Below are 21,166 nucleotides of genomic sequence, written 5' to 3' on the forward strand. Positions count from 1 at the left end.
TCATGGATCACGAGGAAGCGACAAGCACCAGAGCTGCCGAAAGCTACGTCCTGGGGGAGATGACCCCTGAGGAGAGGGACCAGTACGAGGAACACTTCTTCAGCTGCCCGGAATGCGCGGAGGAGGTGCGAGCCGCGGCCATCTTCTTGGAAAACGCGAAGTCGGTCCTCGCGGTGAATCTGCAAGAGGGCAATGAGCCGAACCGTGGACCCTGGTGGACGGGAAAGCGTGCCCTGTTCTGGCCCCTTCCACTCGGAGCAGCCGCCGCTCTTCTCGTTCTCCTCGGCGTCGTGGGTTACCAGAGCCTGATCGTTCTGCCATCCTTGAAGGACAGACTCCGAGAGGGCACGGCCCTCCAGTCTGCCCCCTGGTACTTTCTCTCCATCTCCCGGAGCGAGCTGCCGATCGTCACCGTTTCTGGTCAGCAGCGAATGGTCGGGCTGACGCTAAGCAAGAGTTCCGACCGTTCATTCCCCTCGTACCTCTGCGAGGTCCGGAACGCCGCCGGCCAAATGGTTATATCGGCTGTACTTCCCGCTCCGCCTGCTGGAGACGAGCTTCAAATCCTAGTCCCTACTGAACGCCTTCGGCCAGGGGCCTATGTTGTCGCGGTCGCTGGGCTCGATCCGTCGGCCGGCTCGGCTCCAGCATCCGCCTTTGCCCGTTACCACTTCACCTTCGATCGTCTAGAGAGAGGAGATACGAAAAGATGAGCGCAAAGACTGGAGGTGCCCGGCGGTTCATTTATCGGGCGAACGCGCTAGCCTTCGCCGGCACGATCACCCGGCCGGACAGTGCGGTCCTCGAGGCCCAGGCCAGCATTTCGCTTCCATCCATCGGCGGGCGCGCCGCCGCGAGAGTAGACGGTTTCAGATACCCGAACCTGATGTCCTTCGGCGCCGCCTCCAGCGTTGTGATCGGGAGCGCCAACGGCTCCATCCACAACACGGTCACCACCGTCATCGTCGACGACCTGAACATCCGCGGCGTGGTTACTGCAGACCGAGTCGTTGCCCAGCTCACGTCATCGCAGGACATCGACGGCACAAACGAGATCGGCATCCTGCCGCGCGGGAGCTACTTCGTAAACTTGCGCATTGAAGGTTTCCCGATCGAACTCAAGGCTGAAACCCCCCTCCTGGAATGCGATACCTTCCTCCGGCTACAAAAGGAGTGGCAGAAGGTCGGCTCGCGGGACGGCGACAGCAAGGACCCTAACGCGACCGAGGGTCGCCCGCTCCTCTCATCGTTGTTCGCTACTCCGGATCTGAGTGGGACGACCCTACACGCCCATGGAAGCAGTGGATGTGCGATCAAGGTCCCAGGCTTCGGGGATGTCTTTCTGGGAGAATACCTGATCACTCCGTCGTCACGGCACCTCACAATGGTGCGCGTTCACATGGGATCGCCGGTCGGCGGCGTCATGGTCTGCGGCGACGTGGGGGGCAATGGCAGCGTCTACCCGTGAAGCGGTCGGTCGTTCTACTCCTCCTTGGCTTCGCAGCGTGTAGGAGCGAGGTTGAGCTAGAGGCACTCCAGCGGACTGGATACGAGGACCTCCAACATGGCGATCTTAAGGCCGCCCAGGGGCGTGCCGAGGAGGGATTGCGCCGGACTGGCCGCCCGCAGGACGCGGCATGGCAATGGCGGTTCCGGATCCTGAAAGCCGAGGTCCTGGTAAGCCAACGACGCAACGCCGAGGCCCTGTCTACTGTCGTGGCGGAGCCACCAGCGGGCCTCACGTTCGAGTCAACTCACGTCCGGGCCTTGATGACGCGAGGCTACGCGCAGTGCCTGGCTGCGGAAAGAGCGGAGCAGCGTAGCCAAGCCGCAGCTGACCTCGCGGCCGCCGACCGCCTTGCCCGCCAGCTGGCCGCTGCTGAGCTCGTCGCCGATGTCCTCCTGCGAAGCGGCACTTGCGCCTCGCTTGGCCGCGACTACCCGGTCGCCGACCGTCTCTTCCGTGAGGCACTCGCCATCGCTCGCACCGAAAAGCGACCCTTCCTCGAGGCCATGGCCGCCGGGAGCCTCGGAAACCTTTGCCTAAGAAACGGCCGGTATGACGAGGGGGCGGACTGGCTGAAGAAGGCTTTGGAACTTGCCTCCGCTCTGAAGGCCGAGAACATTACCCTCAAGACTTTGGTCAACCTCGGCTGGTGCCACTACAAACTGGGCGACTTCGAGCGAGCGCTTGACTTTCTTCGACGCGCGGACTCGCTCGCCCTTGCCCGCGGCTATACCGGAGACCGTTTGGCGGGCCTGACGGTGACGGGTAACGCCTACTATCGACTGGGGGACTTGACGAAAGCCGTTCAAGTGTATGACTCGGCGCTGCCGATTGCGCGCACGCTGGGTGACAGGGGCGAGACGTCCACGCTTCTCGCAAACCTTGGGATCCTCGCCCTCGAGCGAGGGCGCTACGACGAGGCGGAATCTCACGTGCGGGAGGCTCTTAGTATGGCGAGCGAGATCGGAGACGCCCTGGGAACCCTGCGCTCGATGCTCACGCAGGGCGAGATCCTTTTTGCACGTGGCCACCGGTCCGAGGCCGAGGCGATCTACCGCCAGGTCATCGACGCTCCTCTGGACGACCCCGAGCTCCACTGGGAAGCTCGGGCGGCTCTGGCCCACCTCCTGGCAGGAGCTCGGCGGCCCCTCGAGGCGGAAACCGAGTTTCGGAAAGCCTTCGCCATCATGGAGCAGTCCCGTTCCGAGCTGCGGAAGGCGGAAGACAAGATCTCGTTCTTCTCGGGCGTGAAGCACTTCTACGAAGGCTACGTGGACCTGCTGGTCCAAGCAGGACTCCCGTGGCAGGCTCTGCAGGTCGCAGACGAGGGCCGGGCACGCTTGATGCGCGAAAGGCTCGGGACCGACAATTCCGTCCTAAGGATCGAGGGAGAGCGCCTAAGAGAGCTGGCGCAAACCCTCGACGCCGTGCTCTTGTGCTACTCGACGGCCTCGAAGCGCTCTTTCCTTTGGTTGGTGACGCCGAACCGGCAGGATTTCCACGTGCTTCCAGATGAGGAGATCCTTCGTGAGCACGTAGCCAGCCACCAGCAGCGCATCCGGAGCTCGCGCGATCTAGTCGTCGAAGCGGCCCCCGAGGCACAATGGCTGTACCATGCGCTGTTCGGTCCTGTTCAGCCCCTGATCCCGCGTGGCTCGCGGGTGATCGTAATCCCCGACGGCCCGCTCCACTCGCTGAGCTTCGAGACGCTGGTTCGCCCGGATCCAAAGCCTCATTACTTGATCGAGGACGTGACGCTCGGAGTGGCTCCTTCGCTCGGTCTGCTCGCCGCCGGCGCAACGCCCTCCCGCCGGCGCGTGGGCCGGAGGGCCGTCCTCATCATAGGTAACCCCCTCGCGCCAGACGAGGAGTTCCCGCCCCTCGCGTGGGCCGACCGCGAGGTCCGAGGCATCGCCGACCAGTTCGATCCCTTGGAGCGCGTCGTGTACTCCGGCGCACAGGCCAATCCGTTCGTCTACCGGAATGCGGACCCCGGGCACTTCTCGCTCATCCACTTTGCCGCCCACGCCAAGGCTAACCCCGACATCCCCCTCGACTCGGCGGTCATCCTCTCGAGGAAGGACGACGCCTACAAACTCTACGGTCGGGAGATCATGGAGATCCCCCTCCGAGCCGAGTTGGTAACGCTATCCGCCTGCCGCAGCGCCGGCTCGCGCATCTATAGAGGGGAAGGGCTCGTGGGTCTGGCCTGGGCATTCCTTAGCGCCGGAGCGAGGAGTGTGATCGCCGGGCTTTGGAACGTCGAGGATGCCTCCACTTCGGAGCTGATGGTGGACCTCTACCGGGGAATCAGAAAGGGCGAGTCGCCCGCGGAGGCTTTGCGCGAGGCTAAACTCTGCCTGCTGCGCTCCGATGGCGCTTACCGCAAGCCCTTTTACTGGGCCCCCTTCGTGCTCTACACACGCAGTCCTGAGCGCTCTCCCGAAGTCTCCCGGGTTCCGTAAGTCGCGTCCTTCCCCGGTCGTTAGCTTCTGCAACGCTTCACTGCTGTGCTCTTCAGATCTTGCGTCCATGGAACATCCCGAGGATGAGAGGGCCGCTTTCTGAAACGCTCCGAGGGATCCCCGCACCAAACAGGAAAGGGAAGGCCGGAGCGCAAGAACCCGGCCGTGGAGGTGGCCGTGCCGGAATCACAAGGCAACGTTAGGCTCGCGGTGCTAGCCACCCTCATCAGCGCGGTCGGATCCGTCGTCGTGGCCTACATTGGCATCCTTCCCCAGATCGAGAAGCCGTATCTCGCGCGGATCAAGGATCAAGAAAAGAACCTAAAGGACCTCAGAGACAAGTTCGGAGTCGAGCATCGAACCTCGGAGGCGCACCTTCGTTGGACAATCAGCGGAAGAGTGAGGCGCGCCGGGGCGTCGGATGCCCCAGGCCAATACGAGGTGTACCTGGTAGCTGGCAACAGCAACGTGGCGAGCCCTGGCGACGACGGGAGGTTCACCTTCGACGGAGTCTTCCCGGGCTCGTACTCACTGATTGTCCGCGACATCGCATCGCCCTCTAACCAGACCGCGCGCGGACTCATCACGCCGTCCGATCGAACCGGTCGTCTTGAGTCCCACGGTGCGTTTGTTGAGTACGACGTGGTTCAGGAGCCAGATCGAGCAACAGAAGCTCGCACGGTGCAACCCACGGGACCAGTGGCGGCTCAGGCAGCTCTTGCCCACACCGACAACGGAGGACTCCAGTGAGACACGCTCTCCTCTCCGCCTGTGCCGTCGTTCTCCTGTTGGCCGGCCTCGCTCCCACCACCACGACAGGGCAAGATGCAGCATCCCGCGTCCGGGGGTCTGTCCTCACGCCCTCGCGAAGGCCCGCCGCATCGCTATGGGTGGTCCTGGAGCAACAGGGCCACGAGAGCGGGCGGGCTCTGACTGCGGACGATGGGCGTTACTATCTCTCTCGCCTGCAGCCTGGACCCTACACGATCCTGGTGAAGCGGGGGCGGGCCACCCTTTACCGGGCCCAGATCCGCCTGCCCGAAAACGAGGTCTACGACATCGTGCTGCCCTAGTCCCTTCCCAGAAGAAGGGCCTCACAGGGCCCGGCTATCCGGTAGCGAGTCCTGCACAAAGGAGTCTCAGTTGCAGGGCAACGACGGCAAGGAGTTTGAGAGGCGCCGAGTGCGGTCCGACAGTCAGCCCCTGGGCGCCACCTTCTCGCGCGTTCACCGCTGCCCTCGCGTGCCGGGCCATCCATCGTTCGGTGCTCCAAGGGCAGTGGGCGTGGTTCTTTCTCAAGACCGGGACCCCGGACCAAGAAGGGAGAGCGAAGGCCGGGCGCAAGAGGCCCCTATCCAGGGCATTGATCCGCCACCACTTGGCGCAGCCCTACCGAAGCTTACTGTGCCCTCCTACTTCTAGTTGGTGCGGGCCCCTGGTTCGTTTCGGCCCAAGGTTTACTGAAACGTTTGTACCTCCGGTCCCACCAAGCTTCTAGCAAGGCCAGTGTCCTGATTTGAGAGATTCCTTTCCAGAAGCGAACGACGGTTTCACGGCTCTGATCGGCCGCCTGGTCCCCGAATGCCTTGCGGTTGGCCAGGGTGAGCATCGATTGACGCCGTCAGCGAAGGGGCTCCCTGATCCTGGAGCCGCCCAGTACGGCAGGAGGACGCCATGACCCTATGCGGAGAGACATCCCCAGCGATTCACAAAAAAGCGTGGAGTGTCCTGACGGCGCTCTTCCTCAGCCTGCTGTGTCAAACGACATATGCCTTCACCACCATTGCCACCGGGCTCAACGCCGCCATTGGCGTGTCGGCTGATCCATCGGGCAACGCCGTCTACTTCACGGAGTGGAACACCGGCGCGCTCAAACGCATCACTCTCACCCCGGGTTGCGACGCCACCACGCCGTGTCCGGTGACTACGGTCGCGGGCGGCTTCAGCCACCCCGAAGATGTGGCGCTCGACACCGATCACGGCGTCGCATATGTCACCACGCGCGATGACCCGGGTACCACCGGCGCCTTATGGCGCGTGGATCTCACCACCGGCATTCGAACGCTCATCACTTTCAATCTGGGTGCGCCACACCAGATTGTTCTCGATATTGCCACGGATACCGCATACGTCATTGGCTTCGACGCCGGTCGTCTGTGGAAGATAGAGCTCGCGACGGGCTCCAAGACCACCATCATGTCGGGCCTCGGCCATCCTGTCGGTCTCGCCCTCACCGCCGATCGAACGCGCGCCTACGTGACGGAGCAGACACCCGCGCGCCTCGCGGAGATCGACGTCGCGCTGCGCGCCCGTATTCGCAACGTCGTCACCGGACTGACCGGTCCTTTCTACCTGAGTTGGACCGACCCCGCCCAGATCGCGCTCTTTCTGGTCCAACGCGCGCCCGCCAACAACGTGCTCCGTGTTGACCTCCCCACATCGATCAGCGCGGTGGCTATCAGCGGACTTCCGGCGCAAGCCTCGGGCATCTCACTCAACGCCATCGGCGGCGCAGCGTACGTCACCAGCAACTCGAGCGTCGTGCGCGCCGATCTCGGCACGCTGCCGATGGGCGAGCCTGTATTCCTTTCCGTCGGCAATGTTCCGTCGACCAGCATTGTCGATGGTTACGCTACGACGCCCCCCGGATACTTCATGCAGGTCAAGGACTCGCCCTTCGGTGGAACGCTGAACATCTTTGGGAACTTCACGAACTTCAAAGGCCTGGGAGCTACCCACTATCGCGTCAACGTGTCAAAGGACGGTTCCCCTCCCACACCGCTCATGCAGACCTGGAACGCGTCCCGATGGAATCCCGTCACGAGCCTGTACGAAACAGCAGCGATTGCACCGGACGGGTCGGGCCGGTACGAGATCCCGGTCGAGTATCCCGCTCATCCTGAGCGCTGGGTACCGCCGTTCCTCATGATGCGCTGGCCGAGCGGTGTGAATGGGATGTACACGTTCACAGTCGAGATCTTCACGTTCGTCCCGCCCTCGACATGGACTCCGCTCACCCCGCTGCTCCCGCCCGCTAAGAACCAGTTGACGGTGAAGATCGACAATGACCCGCCCAATGTCGATCTGGTGAATATCTTCCTACACGGAGCAGTCACTCCACTCGGTGTCTGCGCACTGGTGAGCTCACCCTCGGGAACGGCGTACGACGTCGAGATTACGGCCAATGATCCGAATGGCGCGCTTCTCAGCTACGGAGTCACGGCTTACTTCGGCCACAACGCCGCATCAACAGTGATTGCGACCGAAAGCTACGCGAGCCACGTGAACGCGGATGGCCCGCACCTCTGGCACGGCGTCAACCATTTCAGAGGTCCGGCCGCCGGATGGACGCCGACATGTAATTGCGCGCACACGTTCTTCGTAGACGTATGGAAGCGGACGATCGACGGCTACGGATACCTAATCTACAAAAACGCGCATCAGTCGATCACCATCATGACCGCCCCATCGACTTGTCCATAGGTGGAGGAACCTATGAGAACACGACTTCAGTCCATGCCCTTCGTCTTCGTCCTATTACTGGCGGCGGCGGTGCCCGCGACGGCCCAAACCAGTGTGTTTGTCACGGTACCCGATCACGGCGAGGAGGCTTTGACTTGGTGCGGCGCGGCCACGGGCCAGATGGTGGTCGGCGGTTATCCGGCCGGGGCCTGCACGCTCCTACAAGCAGATGTGTGGGACGGGATTCAGGCCCACAAAGTCGAAGGGAGCTGGGATACGGATCCCGCCGGTCTCAAAGATGCGATGATGACCCTCTGTCCGCCAGCGGGAGGCCATTGGGTCGTATTCTCCAATGCGAACGCACCGAGTCTGATGCATTCGGTGGCGTTCTGGATGAATACGAACCACTATCCGGTGGCGGCGTTGCTCAACACGAACACACACAATGCAATTGCCACGCACCATGAGCACTGGATAGCGATCAAGGGCATTGTCACGGATCTCGATCCGCGCACGAACCCGTCCGTGACGCTGCAGTACGTGCTGATTGTCGATCAGCCGCTGGTCTTTGGCGATCCCCCAGTCGAACGGTTTCTTTCGGGCTCGCAGTGGTATGCCGAATTCGGGGCCGTCGCGAAGAGTGGAAGTGCGTACAACGGAAACTTCGTGGCGGTCATCGAGCCTCCGAAGATCAAAGGCGTCGCGATCGCCAAGCTGCTGCCGGTCGTCGGCCCGTTGATTCCCATCGACCGTGTGACGGCCTTGGCAGAGCGTGCAGTGCAGACAGATCTCTCGAAGGTCCCCTCGTTTCCTGACCTCAGGAACCTGAAACCGCAGAGGCCCCTGCTCGTCAATCCGCAGCGCGGTGGCTACTACATCGTCCCGTTCGCGCGCGGAGAGGCCCCGGCGGAGCTGGCCGTGCTCATCAACGCGTACAGCGGCGGCTTCATGGAGGCCGCGCGCTTCAAGGCACGGCCGGTGCTGTCTGACAAGGACGCCATCGCCCGGGCGCTCCACTTTCTCGGGCGTGATACAGCGAAGCAGTCCGCCGCGGTCCTCGCGTACCGTGAGGGCTCGTCTCCCTATCTGCCCTTCTGGCGCGTGACGATTGACGGCCAGGATCTGCTCGTCGACGCCGAGGGACGCGTGCATCAGGTGGGCCGTGAGAAGTAGTTGTGAGGTGGTTGGGGGCTTGCTTTGGGGTGACGCTGTGAAATGCCGAATGGAACTCGCCTGCCGCGCCCGCCTTCCTTACATCTCGGGATGCAAGTCGACGTGTCGAAGAGACCGGCCTCCTGCACAGTCGGCAGGGAGAAGCGGGAAGACGATCATCATGCACTCGTCCGAAGCGGGCGTCCTCATTGTCGCAACTCGTCTACTCACGCGGCAAGGGTTCGATAGGGCGCGAAGAGTTCTGATCACGCAATGTTCTTGGAGCGGGCGGGAAGCCTGAGGCGCCAAGACTGACGGAGCTGTCGAGCGTAAGTGGCGCAGAACCCAAGCCCTTTCGTGCTTCGGGGTTGCTCTTGTGCAATCACACGACGATCGAGGTGGGGGTTGTAGTAACGACTGACATCAATACGTTTTCTAATCTTGGATGCAACAATCGCGGCTCTTCCATTACGGTTCACGTGCATCGTTGCTTCTGAACGGTCGCTTTTGGTGAAATATCTTGACATTCACTGCGCTCAAGTGTAGGTTCCGCGCTAACCCGCACCCGCCGGTCCCTCCAGCGGGCCCAGAGCGTGCGCAAGCGCTGCCAATCAAACGCTGTCTCTTCGGTAGGACTCGCCGGACTGGTTCATCTATACGTAGGGGCGGACCCGCTGCTGTGGGGAAACGACCATGCCAGTTCCTGTGCGGGCAGTCGCCGCTCGCGCTAAGGGGATAGTGGAGGCTTGAACCATGGCCCAAAAGAAGGATCGGACTGGTAACGCCGGTTCCAAGTCTCGGGTGCCGCTCCCCGGCAGCGAGCGTAGCCCCCTGCGGAGTGCGAAAGTCGTTGGCAGCGTCGACCCCGATCTGAGAGTTGAGATCACCCTCCAGCTGCGGCGGCGCACCGGAAGCCAGCTGGAGCAGAGGGTGAGCCAAATGGCGACCCAGCGGCTCGACGAACGAACCTACCTGACGCGCGAGGAGCTCGGACGGCTTGGGGGTGCGGAACAAGCCGACATTTCGGCCATTGACGCCTTTGCTCACGATCACAACCTAAGTGTCTCGGAAGTCAGTATCGCTAGGCGAACCGTAAAGCTCGTGGGAAGGGTGGCGGACTTGAGCACCGCCTTTGGCGTAACCCTGAAACGCTACCGGGCGGGCGCCGTCAGTTATCGAGGCCGCCGGGGTCCCATCTACCTGCCAAAGGAGCTTGCCGGCGTGGTCGAACGGGTTCTCGGGCTGGACGACCGGCCGGCGGTCACGCCTCACTATCGAGTCCTGCGCAGTGTCAAGGGTCGACAGAAGGGAGGGCAAAGGAAGGACTCGGCGCACGGCTCCCTGCGCAGCTTCTCGCCGCTTGAGGTCGCAAAGCTCTACAACTTTCCCGCTGGTCTCGACGGGACCGGTCAAACAATCGGGCTCATCGAGCTGAACGACGTCAACAACAAGGGCAGCGCGACGGGTGCTGGTTACAGCAAGACGGACCTTGATTCCTACTTTGCAGGACTGGGCCTCGCAACGCCCAACGTCAACGCGGTAGGGGTGGACGGGGGTGCCAACGTTCCCGGGCCAGACCTGAACGCGGACAGTGAGGTCACGCTCGACATTGAAGTCGCGGGTGCAGTGGCACCGAAAGCAAACATCGTCGTGTATTTCGGCACCAACACGACGGACGGTTTCATCCAGGCACTCACTTCGGCCATCCATGACGATGTTCGAAAGCCCTCGCTCATCTCAATCAGCTGGGGTGGGCCGGAGGAGTCTTCCACGCAACAGTTGCTCACCGGGCTCGATCAGGCGCTACAGGAGGCAGCGGCTGTCGGTGTGACGGTGTGCGCTGCCGCGGGCGACAACGGCTCGGCAGACATGGACAAAAGCGAGTGGGATGGGGTGACACACGCGGACTTCCCTGCCTCCAGCCCCTGGGCTCTTGGGTGTGGGGGGACGACCCTGCAGGCGACCGGCTCGGGGAGCAGCGAAACCGTTTGGAACGGGGGCCCTCAGGGCGGCGCCACCGGTGGCGGCGTAAGCAACGTTTTTGCCAGACCGGCGTACCAACTGAAAGTCAACGTTCCCCAACAGAGCAAGGGAGGCAGGGGACTTCCCGACGTCTCGGGAAATGCCGATCCGGCATCGGGATATCAGGTGCTCATTCAGGGCGCTTCGAAGGTGCTTGGGGGAACCAGTGCCGTAGCGCCCCTTTGGGCTGGCCTTCTGGCCCTCATTAGTCAGCAGCGCGCTGGTAAAGGCAAGGGGCCGCTGGGCTTCCTAAACCCAATCCTCTACGGGCTGCCCAGTTCGGCAAACGCCTTTCAAGATGTTGTGAATGGAAACAACGACATCTTTGGGACCCTTCGAGGCAAGTACCCGGCCGGCCCGGGGTGGGATCCGTGTACCGGGCTCGGCACTCCAAACGGCACGAACCTGTCGGCCGCCTTGTAGCGTCTCAATTTGGCTTGGCTGCGGTCCCCGGGGTTGGGACTCATTTAGGAGTCATGGGTCTACACAATCGATGTTCAGTGACTGACGAGCCCGAGAGACCGGGCGCGTGGTACAGGCGCGTGTCGCCTCGATCGGCCGCACCGCCACGCATGGCGCAGCTCCTTGGAGCATTGGGCTTCGCGCTTGCCCTGCTCCCTACCGCTGGCGCCCAGGAGATCGTGACCGCCGTCACCATCAACAACGACGGTGCATCTGCGCAGGCTGCCCGGGCGCTGGCTGCCGGGAGCCTTCCCGACACTAGGGGTACTCCTTCTAGTTCGCCCCCATGTCCCCTCGAAGAACCTCGGGTCCTCCCGCCCCAGCCCGTGTCTCACCCCAACCCCAACGTGCTGGAACGCTCGACCTTGTTTTTCGGCGGGCACGGACTGGTCGTCGAAGCCCAGATCGCTCCCCACCTCTTCTTCTATGACACGGTGAAGAAGATCTATGACCTCAAGTGCGGCCATAGCACTCGCGTCTCCGCGATCTCATTCACTCCAATGATTCGCCTTCGCAATCGGAGTGACACTTCCGACCCCATCAAGACGCTCTCCTGGATGCCAAAGTTCGATGCCCAGGTCGTCTGGGCGAAGAGAGTCGATCCTTTCCACAGTCGCATGTTCACGCTGCACGGCACCATTGGGCACCATTCGAATGGCCAAGACGAGTGCATCTATTCACCTGGGATTTTGGACCGCGCGGATTTGTGCCGAGTACCAAGCCGAATTCAAGACGTGAGGATCAATTATCCGAACGGGAGCTTTTCTACAAACTACTTTCGCCTGGGCTTGGTCTCGAAACGGTACTACTTGAGCCAGACCCCCGACCCGGACCAGCCAACCGTCGACCCGGTGAAGCACACGTTTGCCGTAGGAGCCTATGGAGAATTTCATCCCGGTTGGTTTCACCCCTTCGGCATCTCCGCCCTCGACCCAGTGCTTCGGCCGCTGTACGGAGACAATCGGGTGTCCGGCGTCGTCGAATACGAAAGCAGAATCCTCGATGGTCACAAAATCGTGTCCGGCTCCGCCAGGCTGACCGGATTGATTTCTTACATCGACAAGATTGCCTCTGGTCCGCCCGCTACGTTTGTGTCGCAGCCCAACGCCCCGCTCAATGCTCTCTACTCGCCTGGCAACGGATCCTCACGTCTGGCCATCTTCCTCGAGGCGGCTTGGAACCCCGATTGGCTCCGCGGGTGGGGGCTCGATGTCCGATACTACCGAGGACAGGACTACTACAACCTATTGTTCATTCAGGACATCCACTGGTTTCAAGCCGGCATCGTCTTCGATGCCGCGGAATTCGAGCCCTTCAAGAAGCTGGGTTTCGGCAAGTGAGACTGCGCAACGCCCCTTTCCCGCGAGCGCCCAACCATTCGAGCGATGCTTCTTTGCCTCAAGCTGGGCAGCCGACTGGCGGGGTCCCATCAATGTGGGCGCTTGAGGCGGCACCGCCAGGGGCGGGGCCGCCGGACCCCCGTGGGCCCACTCAGACTCACGTCGCGGCCGGGCATCTTACAGAGAGGCAAAGAGGCACGATTCGCAGGCATCTCCTGGGCGTGGTGACCACGCTCGCTTCCCTAACGCTTGGCTGTTTGCCGCATGCCCTCGAGAAGAACGACGAGACTCCCGATCCCAACAGGGTCCAGGTGCGCTTCCTCGGAGTGGGTGGATTTCTAATCAGGAGAGGCACTGACGTTCTTATGTTTGGCCCCCTTTACTCGAGCCCCGACCCGATAAGCCTCACCGGGAAGATCACTCCGCGGACGCCCACGCTGGATCACTTCTATGCCGCTCACCACATCAACGATGCCGCCACGGACCTGCGGGCTATCCTGGTAGGCCACGCTCACTATGACCACCTCATGGACGTTCCTTATTTCATGGCGAAGGCTCCGCAGGCCTACGTCATCGGCAGTGTCACGACCAGGCGCCTGCTCGCCGGCTACCCGGGGCTTGGGCCGCGCGTTGTAGCGCTCAATGAGGCAGGCCACAACTACGTCGACTTCACCAACTGCGCCAGCGAACCGGTGCTCCCCGGGTGTGTCACTTGGCCGGGCGATCGTGGCGGTCCGTATGACATCCCGGGTACCCAGGGGCGCATCCGCGTGCGTGCGTACTGCTCCAAGCACCCACCCCAAGTGCTGCACGCCATTCATTTCTGGCCCGGGTGCCTGCCCGCGGACCTGGTGTCCCCGCCCTTGAGAGCTGAGGACTACTTGGAGGGGGAGGTGCTCGCCTACCTCATCGACTTCATGCAGTCGGGCCAACCGGCCTTCCGGATCTACTACCAAGATGCTCCGGTCGGAGGCCAGATGGCCCAGATGCCGGGGGCGGTCATTGCTGAGCGGGCCGTCGACCTAGCTCTCCTCTGCACGGGAAACTATGACGCTGTCGACCGACCCGAAGGGATCGTCTCCAGCCTTCAAGCCCGTGAAGTCATCCTTCATCATTGGGAAGACTTCTTCGACCCCACGCACCTCACACTCACTACGATCCCGGGACTGAATGTGGACAGGTACCAGAGTCGGGTTGCTACTCAGCTTGCTGGCCACCCGGAGCGCGTCCACGTCCTGACGCCTGGGCTACTCCGGAACTTCCCACGCTAGCGATCGATCGTGGCGATACCGAATCCACGAACGGCATGACTGATGGTCCCCACGGCCCCAAAGCACTTCTTCACACCTAGCCGGGGGGCTAGCCTCTTGCCTCTCGCGCTAGCCGCTATCGCGATCGGACGCGGCGATCCGCAGCCGGTCCATTCTGCCGCGCTGGGCCTGCGGCGCCCCTCGCGTGCCGCCGGCCTAGAAGGCCGACGGCGGCGAAAGGCGGACGACCGGGCAGGTTCCTTCCCCGCTCGCCGCGGCCGGCCGGATCCAAGCAGCCCGCACCGACACCACCGTCAAGCTGCGCGTTTCACGCTGGCCTCACACGTCCAGGGTCTCCCAGACGGCGGTCACGGCTGTTCCAGGTCAGCCTGCGGCGAGCCAGGATATCCCGCTCCGAATAAGCCGGGCGAGCGAACGGCTGAGGTTGGCGCGCGATCGGCCATCACACATTCGGACCCTCGCATCATCGTCGGCCAGGTCTCAACAGACCGCTCAGAAGACCTCGTGCCAGAGCTCTAGCAAGGAGGTAACAATGCCGGCCTTCGATTTCAGCAACCTGGATCGGGTGATTGTGCTCATGCTCGAGAACCGCTCGTTCGATCATGTCCTTGGGTCGTTGCGCCTTGAGGGCAAGAACGTCGACGGCATCGACCCTTTCTTCTCTAATCTCGACTCCAAGGGTGTGAGGCATGCCGTCCGTCCAATCAGTGAGACGACGCGGGCAAGCTCGTTTGCGCCCGACGTTCCGCATGACGCCGACTCGGTCGCCATCCAGATGGACAAGATGGGGGGCTTCATTCAGGCCTATGAGCGTGTCGCCCCGGCGCCGACCTCACCTCAGGACGTCCTAGCCTATTACACCCGGAAGGAGCTGCCGATAACCTACTTCCTGGCTGACGAGTTCACGGTGTGCGACCGCTGGTTTTCCGCGATTCCAACCGACACGATTCCCAACCGCCTCTACAGTGTCTGCGGGCACTCCAACGGCCTGCGGGGTGGGCCAAAGGATCACTTCCTAGACATGACATCCATCTTCGACTTTCTGGATGGCGATTGGGCCGTCTACGCCGGTGCGCTGCCCCTCATCCTCTTGATCGGCAATCTTACAAAACACATCGGAAACGCTTTTCACATCCGAAAACTCCAGGACTTCGTGCGAGACGCACAGCGAGGCGACCTACCAAGAGTGACCTGGATCGAACCCGTTTACGACTATGCAGCACACATCCCAACGCGGCCCTTTGGCGAACCAAACGACGATCATCCGCCCGACAGGATCGAGCTTGGGCAGAAGCTCATTGCCGAGGTCTACGGCGCCCTAATCTCCAATCCGGATGTGTGGAACAAGAGCGTGCTGATCGTGACCTACGATGAGCACGGAGGGTTCTTCGATCACGTCCAACCCCCGGATCTCGCCCCCGAGGAGGTCCAAGCCGACCGGTTCACGACCTACGGCCTGCGAGTCCCGGCGATCATCGTTTCTCCATTCGCCGAGCGGGGAGCTGTCGTGTCAGCTCGGTTCGACCACTGTTCCATCCTGAAGTTCATCTTGGAATGGTTCAAATTGCCGATGTTCGGGTCCAGGATCGCCTCCGCGAACATCAGCAGTGTCGCTGCCGCCCTGAGCGCCACGGCACGCAGCGATCGACCCAGTGCCCCGCCGCCTCCGGTTCTTCAACCTGCTAGGGCTCGAGCCTTGACGGCGGAGCCGTCGGCCCCCCCCAGCGACTTCGCGCTGCACTTGGACGCCCTCCGACTCGCGCTGCAAGACAAGGACCCAGCGGGCTTTACTGCTGGGTTTCCGGAACTAGTGAATACCCCTCCGATCGCACCGAAGGAGCAGTGAGTTGCCCAGGATACGGAAGGGTGAAGCGGCCGGACGTGCCTCCGGACGTCGACGGGCAACGGTCTTGAGCCCAACCCGTGTGCATACTCCGCTACGACTCCGAGGAGCGACACTCCTCGGGCCGCTGGCCGCCTCAAGCTATGGTCCAAAGTGATCCCCGCGGACCACCAGAGCCGAATGTCGGAGGCAATCCGGCTTTGGTACTTCGTCAGGGTCCTGGCACTGGGCTACCCCTTAGCGCATTCGTCTGACCATGCGGGCCCTGAGTCACGTGGTCCAAGGAGAAGAGTGAATGAAAACCCTGGCTAAGTGGGCTTTCCTCGGAGGGTTGGTTCTGGCCGTGATCGTGGCTTTGTTGATCCAGGGGAACATCGTCCCCTGGTTCGTGGCGGGTCTCGGTTTGGTCGTGGGCTTCCTGAAGGTCGGGCTGAGCGACGTTCAGAGCTTCCTTGTGGCTGGCACCGGCCTGACGGTGGCGTTGATCGCCATTCAGGCCCAGCCCTACAACCCGGGATGGCTTACCGCGATCGTGCTCTACGAGAAGGTCTTCGTCACTCACGCTTTGCTCGTGGTTTCGCTTTTGGCCTTCTTCAGGACGGCCACGCGCTGATTGACAGTGGAGTCGGCTTCCACCAATGCAAATACTGGAAGTTTCTAGACACGGGGAGGGCTCGCCGCCGGTGCTTAACCTCGGGCTGATGGCGATTCCGGAGACGGTCGAGTTGCCCGACCGGGAAAAGGGAGTTTTCGGGCAACCGGCCGAGGACCATCGGCTAGGGCTCTCAGGGGAGCTTGCCGAGCCAAGGGGCCGCGACGCGGCCGCTCCAACTCTCAAGACACCCGCTGGCCCAGCCGCCTCCGAATTCGTCAAACCAGGCCCGAGTTTGCTGGATATCCAAGATTCGTTTCCCCTTGACACGCATTGTAAGATGCCGCCGGGTTCCCTCCGAAAAAAGACCGATTTCACCTCGTTGAAGGGGATTAGTCCGCTGGACCCCTCTTCACCATTTCACCTACGCGTAGGTATGCCGATCTTTGGGCGAAGTTGGCACCTGTGCCCGAACCGCAAGCAGGCCCGCCAGCCTGCGCCCGTCGATCCAAAGCCTGGATCACTCTCCGTTAGACGACGGTGTGGGACACCGAAAGAGAATGTGTCGCGGCTCGCCCGGTTGCCCCAAGTCCACCCGCGGATCAGGAGTCGCGAGGAGCACGACTATGGGTATGAACGGCGGCGGTAGAGCCCGGTCACTGGCCGCGCTACTGCTGATTGCTCTGGCAAACTTTGTTGGCTGCAACCGCGCGCCCGAGCCTGGCCAGGTGCTCGACGAAGCGCGCCTGGCGAACCGTCCAGCGGAATCGTTCCCGGCCGCCGATGAGGACTACTTCCGCCACATGGACGGCGATGTGGTGCTAACCTCGGATGAGATCAAGGGGCGCAACACCTGGCTCGTCTGGACCGGGGGCAACGACCGCTTCTGGGACGCGATCTCAAAGAAGAGCGTGGGAACGCTCGACTTCCTCAAGACGGTCTCCTCCCACCCCAAGCTCAAGTTCAGCCGTGATAACCGGTGGAACTATCTCGGCCTAGTGAACGAGCCCTGCTTCGAGAAGGCGAAGGGCCCCGACCCCCAGCGCTTCGGGCTGTGGCTCGACAAGCGTAGCGACCCTTGCCCAGCTGATCCGTTCGAGAACGAGAAGAAATACCCGGGCGTAGCGCTTGGCGCGCGTGGCAAGAACCTGCCCGTTGGCTCGTACTACGGCTACGGCACGGGCATCGTCGGACTGCGCCTCTTCCCAAACCCCGCCTTCGACCAGGCCGCCGCTCAGAAGTGGGATCCCGTCCGCTACTACGAGGACCCCAGCTACTACCTGTCGAAGAATCTCGTGAAGCCGTACCGCGTGGGCATGGCCTGCGCTTTTTGCCACGTGGGTCCGAACCCGGTGCACCCCCCGCGCAACCCCGAGAGCCCGGAGTGGGCGGACCTCAGCTCGAACGTCGGCGCCCAGTACTTCTGGATCGACCGCATCTTCTCCTGGGAAGCCGATCCGTCCAGCTTCCCCTACCAGCTGTTCCACACCTCGAGGCCGGGTGCCCTCGACACCTCGCTGGTATCCACCGACTACATCAATAACCCCCGCACCATGAACGCCGTCTACTCATTGAAGGCACGCCTCGAGCACTCCAAACGCTGGGGCAAGGAGACGCTCGCGGGTGGCGGCCTGCACAACGCGCAGTTCAACGACTACGTCAAGACCGGACCCCTCACGGAGTTCTTCCAGAGACCCGACACCGTCTGGACGCCGCGCGTGCTCAAGGATGGCAGCGATTCTGTCGGCGCGCTCGGGGCACTTAACCGTGTGTACCTCAACATCGGTCTGTTCAGCGAAGAGTGGCTGCTGCACTTCAACGCCCTAGTGGGCGGCAAGCCTACCACGCGGATCGAAATCGCGGTGGCGCGCAAGAACTCGGCCTACTGGCTCGCTACCGAGGCCCAAACCCCGAACCTGGCCCTCTTCTTCCTGAATAGCACGGAGCCCCACAGGCTGAAGGATGGCCTGCGATTCCTGCAGAGCAATGCACCCGAACAACTCAAGCAGATCCCTGGCGGGCTCGACTACCTTCCTACTGAAATGCCAAGATTCGCCCGCGGCAAGCAGGTTTTCGCCGAGCGCTGCGCGCGCTGTCACTCGAGCAAGCTGCCCTCGCCCGCCATAGGCCTCGACCCCGACGGCTGCAACGGCGCGCAGTACCTGGGCTGCTGGAACCGGTACTGGGACTGGACCAAGACCGACGACTTCAAGCGGCAGATGGGGCAGATCGTCCAGGCTAAGGACTTCCTCGAGAACAACTTCCTCTCGAGCGAGTTCCGCGTGCCGGTCACACTACTGCAGACCAACGCTTGCAGCACCCTGGCCACGAACGCCATTGCTGGCAGCATTTGGGACAACTTCTCCTCGCAGTCCTACAAGGAACTGCCATCGGTCGGTGAGATCACAGTGCACCACCCATATACCGGAGAGCCGTGGACCTACAAGATGCCGGCGGGGGGCCGGGGTTACACGCGTCCGGCCTCGCTTGTCAGCCTCTGGTCCACCGCACCCTTCCTCCTCAACAACAGCGTGGGTCTCTTTGACCCCAGCCCGTCCGTCGATGCCCGCCTGCGCTCTTTCCAGGACTCAATCGAGAAGATGCTGTGGCCCGAGAAAAGGGACAAGGACGACCTGCTCGGGGACAAGGTACCGGGCCGGATCGACCGCACCACGGCCACCAGCTACCTGCGCGTCCCGGCCGGCTTCCTGCCCAGCGCTCTACAGCCTCTGCTCGGTTGGGGAAGCCGCTGGTTGCCGGCAGTCTTCGGGGAGAGCGGCATCGAGATCGGGCCGATTCCCAAGGGCACGCCAGTGAACTTGCTCGCCAACCTAGAGCTAGTGTCGGCTTCGGACGATGCCGGCACGAGCTTGGTGCACGGCAAACAGGTGGTTGATCTTCTGGGCAAGGTCAAGCACGACCTAGAGGCACTGCCCGCGAACGCGACTGACGAACAAGCCAGGCAGGTCTTCGCCAACCTGGTCGGGAAGCTCAAAGACGGCCAGCCTGAGCCGGGGACGCTGCTCGCCCTCAGCAAATGCCCCGACTTCGTCGTGAACCGCGGCCACTACTTCGGCACCGACCGCTTCGCGGAGGAGCCCGGCCTCCGGGACGACGACAAACGCGCTCTGATCGAGTTCCTGAAGACCTTCTGAGGAGGGCGAGCCATGGCTGATCGGCAGGCCGACTGCGAGTACATCGTGGTCGGCTCGGGCGCAGGTGGCGGCACGCTCGCCGCCAGGCTGGCCGAAGCGGGCCGCACGGTCGTGCTCCTCGAGGCCGGGGGCGACCCTCGCCAGCTGCAAGGTGGCGACCCCCATGTCCCCGACGGGCACCGCTTGCCCGACGACTACGACGTGCCTGTATTCCACGCCTTCGCCTCGGAGAACGAGGCCATCGGGTGGGCCTTTTTCGTGCGTCACTACGGCGACCTCGCCCGGCAGCGGCGGGACCCGAAGTTCGTGCCCGAGAGCGACGGCGTCTTCTACCCGCGTGCCGGCGCGCTGGGGGGCTGCACGGCGCACAACGCGATGATCACGGTCTACCCGCACAATGCCGATTGGAACGAGCTCGCCCGGGTGGCGAACGATGCATCGTGGGGCGCGGACCGCATGCGCACCTACTTCGAGCGGCTTGAGAACTGCCACCATCGCCCCGTCGACCGCTTCCTCCGCTTTTTGGGCCTGAACCCCTCGCGGCACGGCTGGACGGGCTGGCTGCACACGGAGAAGGCCATCCCCCTCGCGGCGCTCGACGATGACGATCTCGTCAAGGTCATTACCGAATCGGCCCACGACGCTTTCGAGTACCTGGGCAACCCGGTCACGAGGCTCAAGTCGTTCTTCGAAACCTTCGAGAGCTGGGCCGACCCGAACGACTGGCAACTGGTGCAGCAGAGGGCCGAGGGCATTCGCTACGCACCCCTCTCCACCTGTGGCCACCAGCGCATGGGTGCCCGCGAGCGCGTGCTGGACGTAGCCCGACGCTACCCCGATCGACTGCGGATCGAGTTGGACGCACTCTGCACGCGTGTCGTCTTCGACGAGCGCAACCGCGCCCTAGGAGTCGAATACCTGAAGGGCGCGCGGCTCTACAAGGCCCATAGCAAGCCCAGCAGCGCGCCGGGCGAGCGCCGCGAGCTGCGCGCCTCACGCGAGGTCGTGCTGAGCGGCGGGGCCTTCAACACACCACAGCTCCTGATGCTTTCGGGGGTCGGGCCGAAGGACGTTCTCGCCAAGCATGGCATCACCATGCGCGTAGACCTGCCGGGCGTGGGCCGGAACCTGCAGGACCGTTACGAGGTAGGTGTTGTCAACCGCATGAACTTCCCCGCCTGGTGGGTGCTGAAGAACGCGACATTCGCCCAGGGCGACCCGCAGTACCGAGAGTGGGCCCGCTCGCGCAAGGGCGTCTACAGCACAAACGGCGCGGTCCTGGCCGTCATCAAGCGCGCCGCCGCCAACCGGCCCCTGCCCGACCTGTTCTGCTTCGCGCTGCTGGGCCTATTCAAGGGCTACTATCCTGGGTACTCCACCGTCTTCGCCAAGAATCTGAACTACCTCACTTGGGCCATCCTTAAGGCCCACACGAACAACCGCGCGGGCCAAGTGACCCTCCGCTCAGGTGATCCGCGCGACACGCCGCTCGTCGACTTCAAGTATTTCGATGAAGGCAGCGACGCGAGCGGCGACGATCTCGCCTCCGTCGTCGCGGGCATCAAGTTTGTACGCACGATGACGAAGAAGCTCAAGGAGCAGAAGCTGATCGCCGCGGAGGAGGTGCCCGGGGACGAGGTTCAATCCGAAGACGATCTCGCCCAGTTCGTGAAGGACAACGCCTGGGGCCACCACGCCTCCTGCACCTGCCCGATCGGCTCGCGTGCGGAGGGCGGCGTGTTGACGGGCGACTTCAAGGTGCACGGCACCGAAGGCTTGCGCGTCGTGGACGCTTCGGTCTTCCCGCGTATCCCGGGCTTCTTCATCGTGAGCGCAGTCTACATGATCGGTGAAAAGGCCGCCGACGTGATGCTGAACCAGGCGTCGTCATAGCC

14 protein-coding genes are annotated in these 21,166 nt (G+C 62.8%); all 14 read left to right on the top strand.

Features of this window, described 5'->3' with window-relative positions:
• Positions 1 to 2 precede the first annotated feature (2 nt).
• The 14 genes from VN461_11475 (at position 3) to VN461_11540 (ending at position 21,164) form a co-directional block, all read left to right on the top strand.
• Entirely contained in the window at positions 3 to 713 is a 711-nt protein-coding gene (locus VN461_11475; GenBank protein ID HXB55397.1) for a zf-HC2 domain-containing protein, read from the top strand.
• On the top strand, positions 710 to 1,468 hold the full coding sequence (locus VN461_11480; GenBank protein HXB55398.1) for a choice-of-anchor P family protein: 759 nt from the start codon (positions 710 to 712) through the stop codon (positions 1,466 to 1,468). The genes VN461_11475 and VN461_11480 overlap by 4 nt, the downstream gene beginning before the upstream one ends.
• Positions 1,469 to 1,770: 302 nt before the next feature.
• Positions 1,771 to 3,972, top strand: coding sequence for a CHAT domain-containing protein (locus VN461_11485; protein HXB55399.1), 2,202 nt, complete (start codon positions 1,771 to 1,773; stop codon positions 3,970 to 3,972).
• 165 nt (positions 3,973 to 4,137) lie between these two features.
• Positions 4,138 to 4,722 carry a carboxypeptidase-like regulatory domain-containing protein gene (locus VN461_11490; GenBank protein HXB55400.1) on the top strand — a complete coding sequence of 195 codons (585 nt, stop codon included), beginning with the start codon at positions 4,138 to 4,140 and terminating at the stop codon, positions 4,720 to 4,722.
• On the top strand, positions 4,719 to 5,045 hold the full coding sequence (locus VN461_11495; protein ID HXB55401.1) for a carboxypeptidase-like regulatory domain-containing protein: 327 nt from the start codon (positions 4,719 to 4,721) through the stop codon (positions 5,043 to 5,045). The genes VN461_11490 and VN461_11495 overlap by 4 nt, the downstream gene beginning before the upstream one ends.
• Positions 5,046 to 5,646: 601 nt before the next feature.
• Positions 5,647 to 7,455 carry a hypothetical protein gene (locus VN461_11500; protein ID HXB55402.1) on the top strand — a complete coding sequence of 603 codons (1,809 nt, stop codon included), beginning with the start codon at positions 5,647 to 5,649 and terminating at the stop codon, positions 7,453 to 7,455.
• 33 nt (positions 7,456 to 7,488) lie between these two features.
• Positions 7,489 to 8,607, top strand: coding sequence for a hypothetical protein (locus VN461_11505; protein ID HXB55403.1), 1,119 nt, complete (start codon positions 7,489 to 7,491; stop codon positions 8,605 to 8,607).
• A gap of 732 nt (positions 8,608 to 9,339) precedes the next feature.
• On the top strand, positions 9,340 to 11,031 hold the full coding sequence (locus tag VN461_11510; protein HXB55404.1) for a S53 family peptidase: 1,692 nt from the start codon (positions 9,340 to 9,342) through the stop codon (positions 11,029 to 11,031).
• A gap of 170 nt (positions 11,032 to 11,201) precedes the next feature.
• A complete protein-coding gene (locus VN461_11515; GenBank protein ID HXB55405.1) occupies positions 11,202 to 12,410 on the top strand; it encodes a hypothetical protein in 1,209 nt (402 codons plus the stop codon).
• 365 nt (positions 12,411 to 12,775) lie between these two features.
• The gene (locus VN461_11520; GenBank protein ID HXB55406.1) at positions 12,776 to 13,681 is read left to right on the top strand and encodes a hypothetical protein; all 906 of its coding nucleotides are present in this window, start codon (positions 12,776 to 12,778) and stop codon (positions 13,679 to 13,681) included.
• 532 nt (positions 13,682 to 14,213) lie between these two features.
• Positions 14,214 to 15,527 carry an alkaline phosphatase family protein gene (locus VN461_11525; GenBank protein HXB55407.1) on the top strand — a complete coding sequence of 438 codons (1,314 nt, stop codon included), beginning with the start codon at positions 14,214 to 14,216 and terminating at the stop codon, positions 15,525 to 15,527.
• A 292-nt stretch (positions 15,528 to 15,819) separates the two neighbouring features.
• Positions 15,820 to 16,137, top strand: a complete 318-nt coding sequence (locus tag VN461_11530; GenBank protein HXB55408.1) for a hypothetical protein — start codon at positions 15,820 to 15,822, stop codon at positions 16,135 to 16,137.
• A 611-nt stretch (positions 16,138 to 16,748) separates the two neighbouring features.
• Positions 16,749 to 19,271, top strand: coding sequence for a hypothetical protein (locus VN461_11535; protein HXB55409.1), 2,523 nt, complete (start codon positions 16,749 to 16,751; stop codon positions 19,269 to 19,271).
• Between the two features lie 12 nt (positions 19,272 to 19,283).
• Positions 19,284 to 21,164, top strand: a complete 1,881-nt coding sequence (locus VN461_11540) for a GMC family oxidoreductase (GenBank protein ID HXB55410.1) — start codon at positions 19,284 to 19,286, stop codon at positions 21,162 to 21,164.
• Positions 21,165 to 21,166 lie beyond the last annotated feature (2 nt).

It is taken from the genome of Vicinamibacteria bacterium, assembly GCA_035570235.1.
Taxonomy (GTDB): Bacteria; Acidobacteriota; Vicinamibacteria; order Fen-336; family Fen-336; genus DATMML01.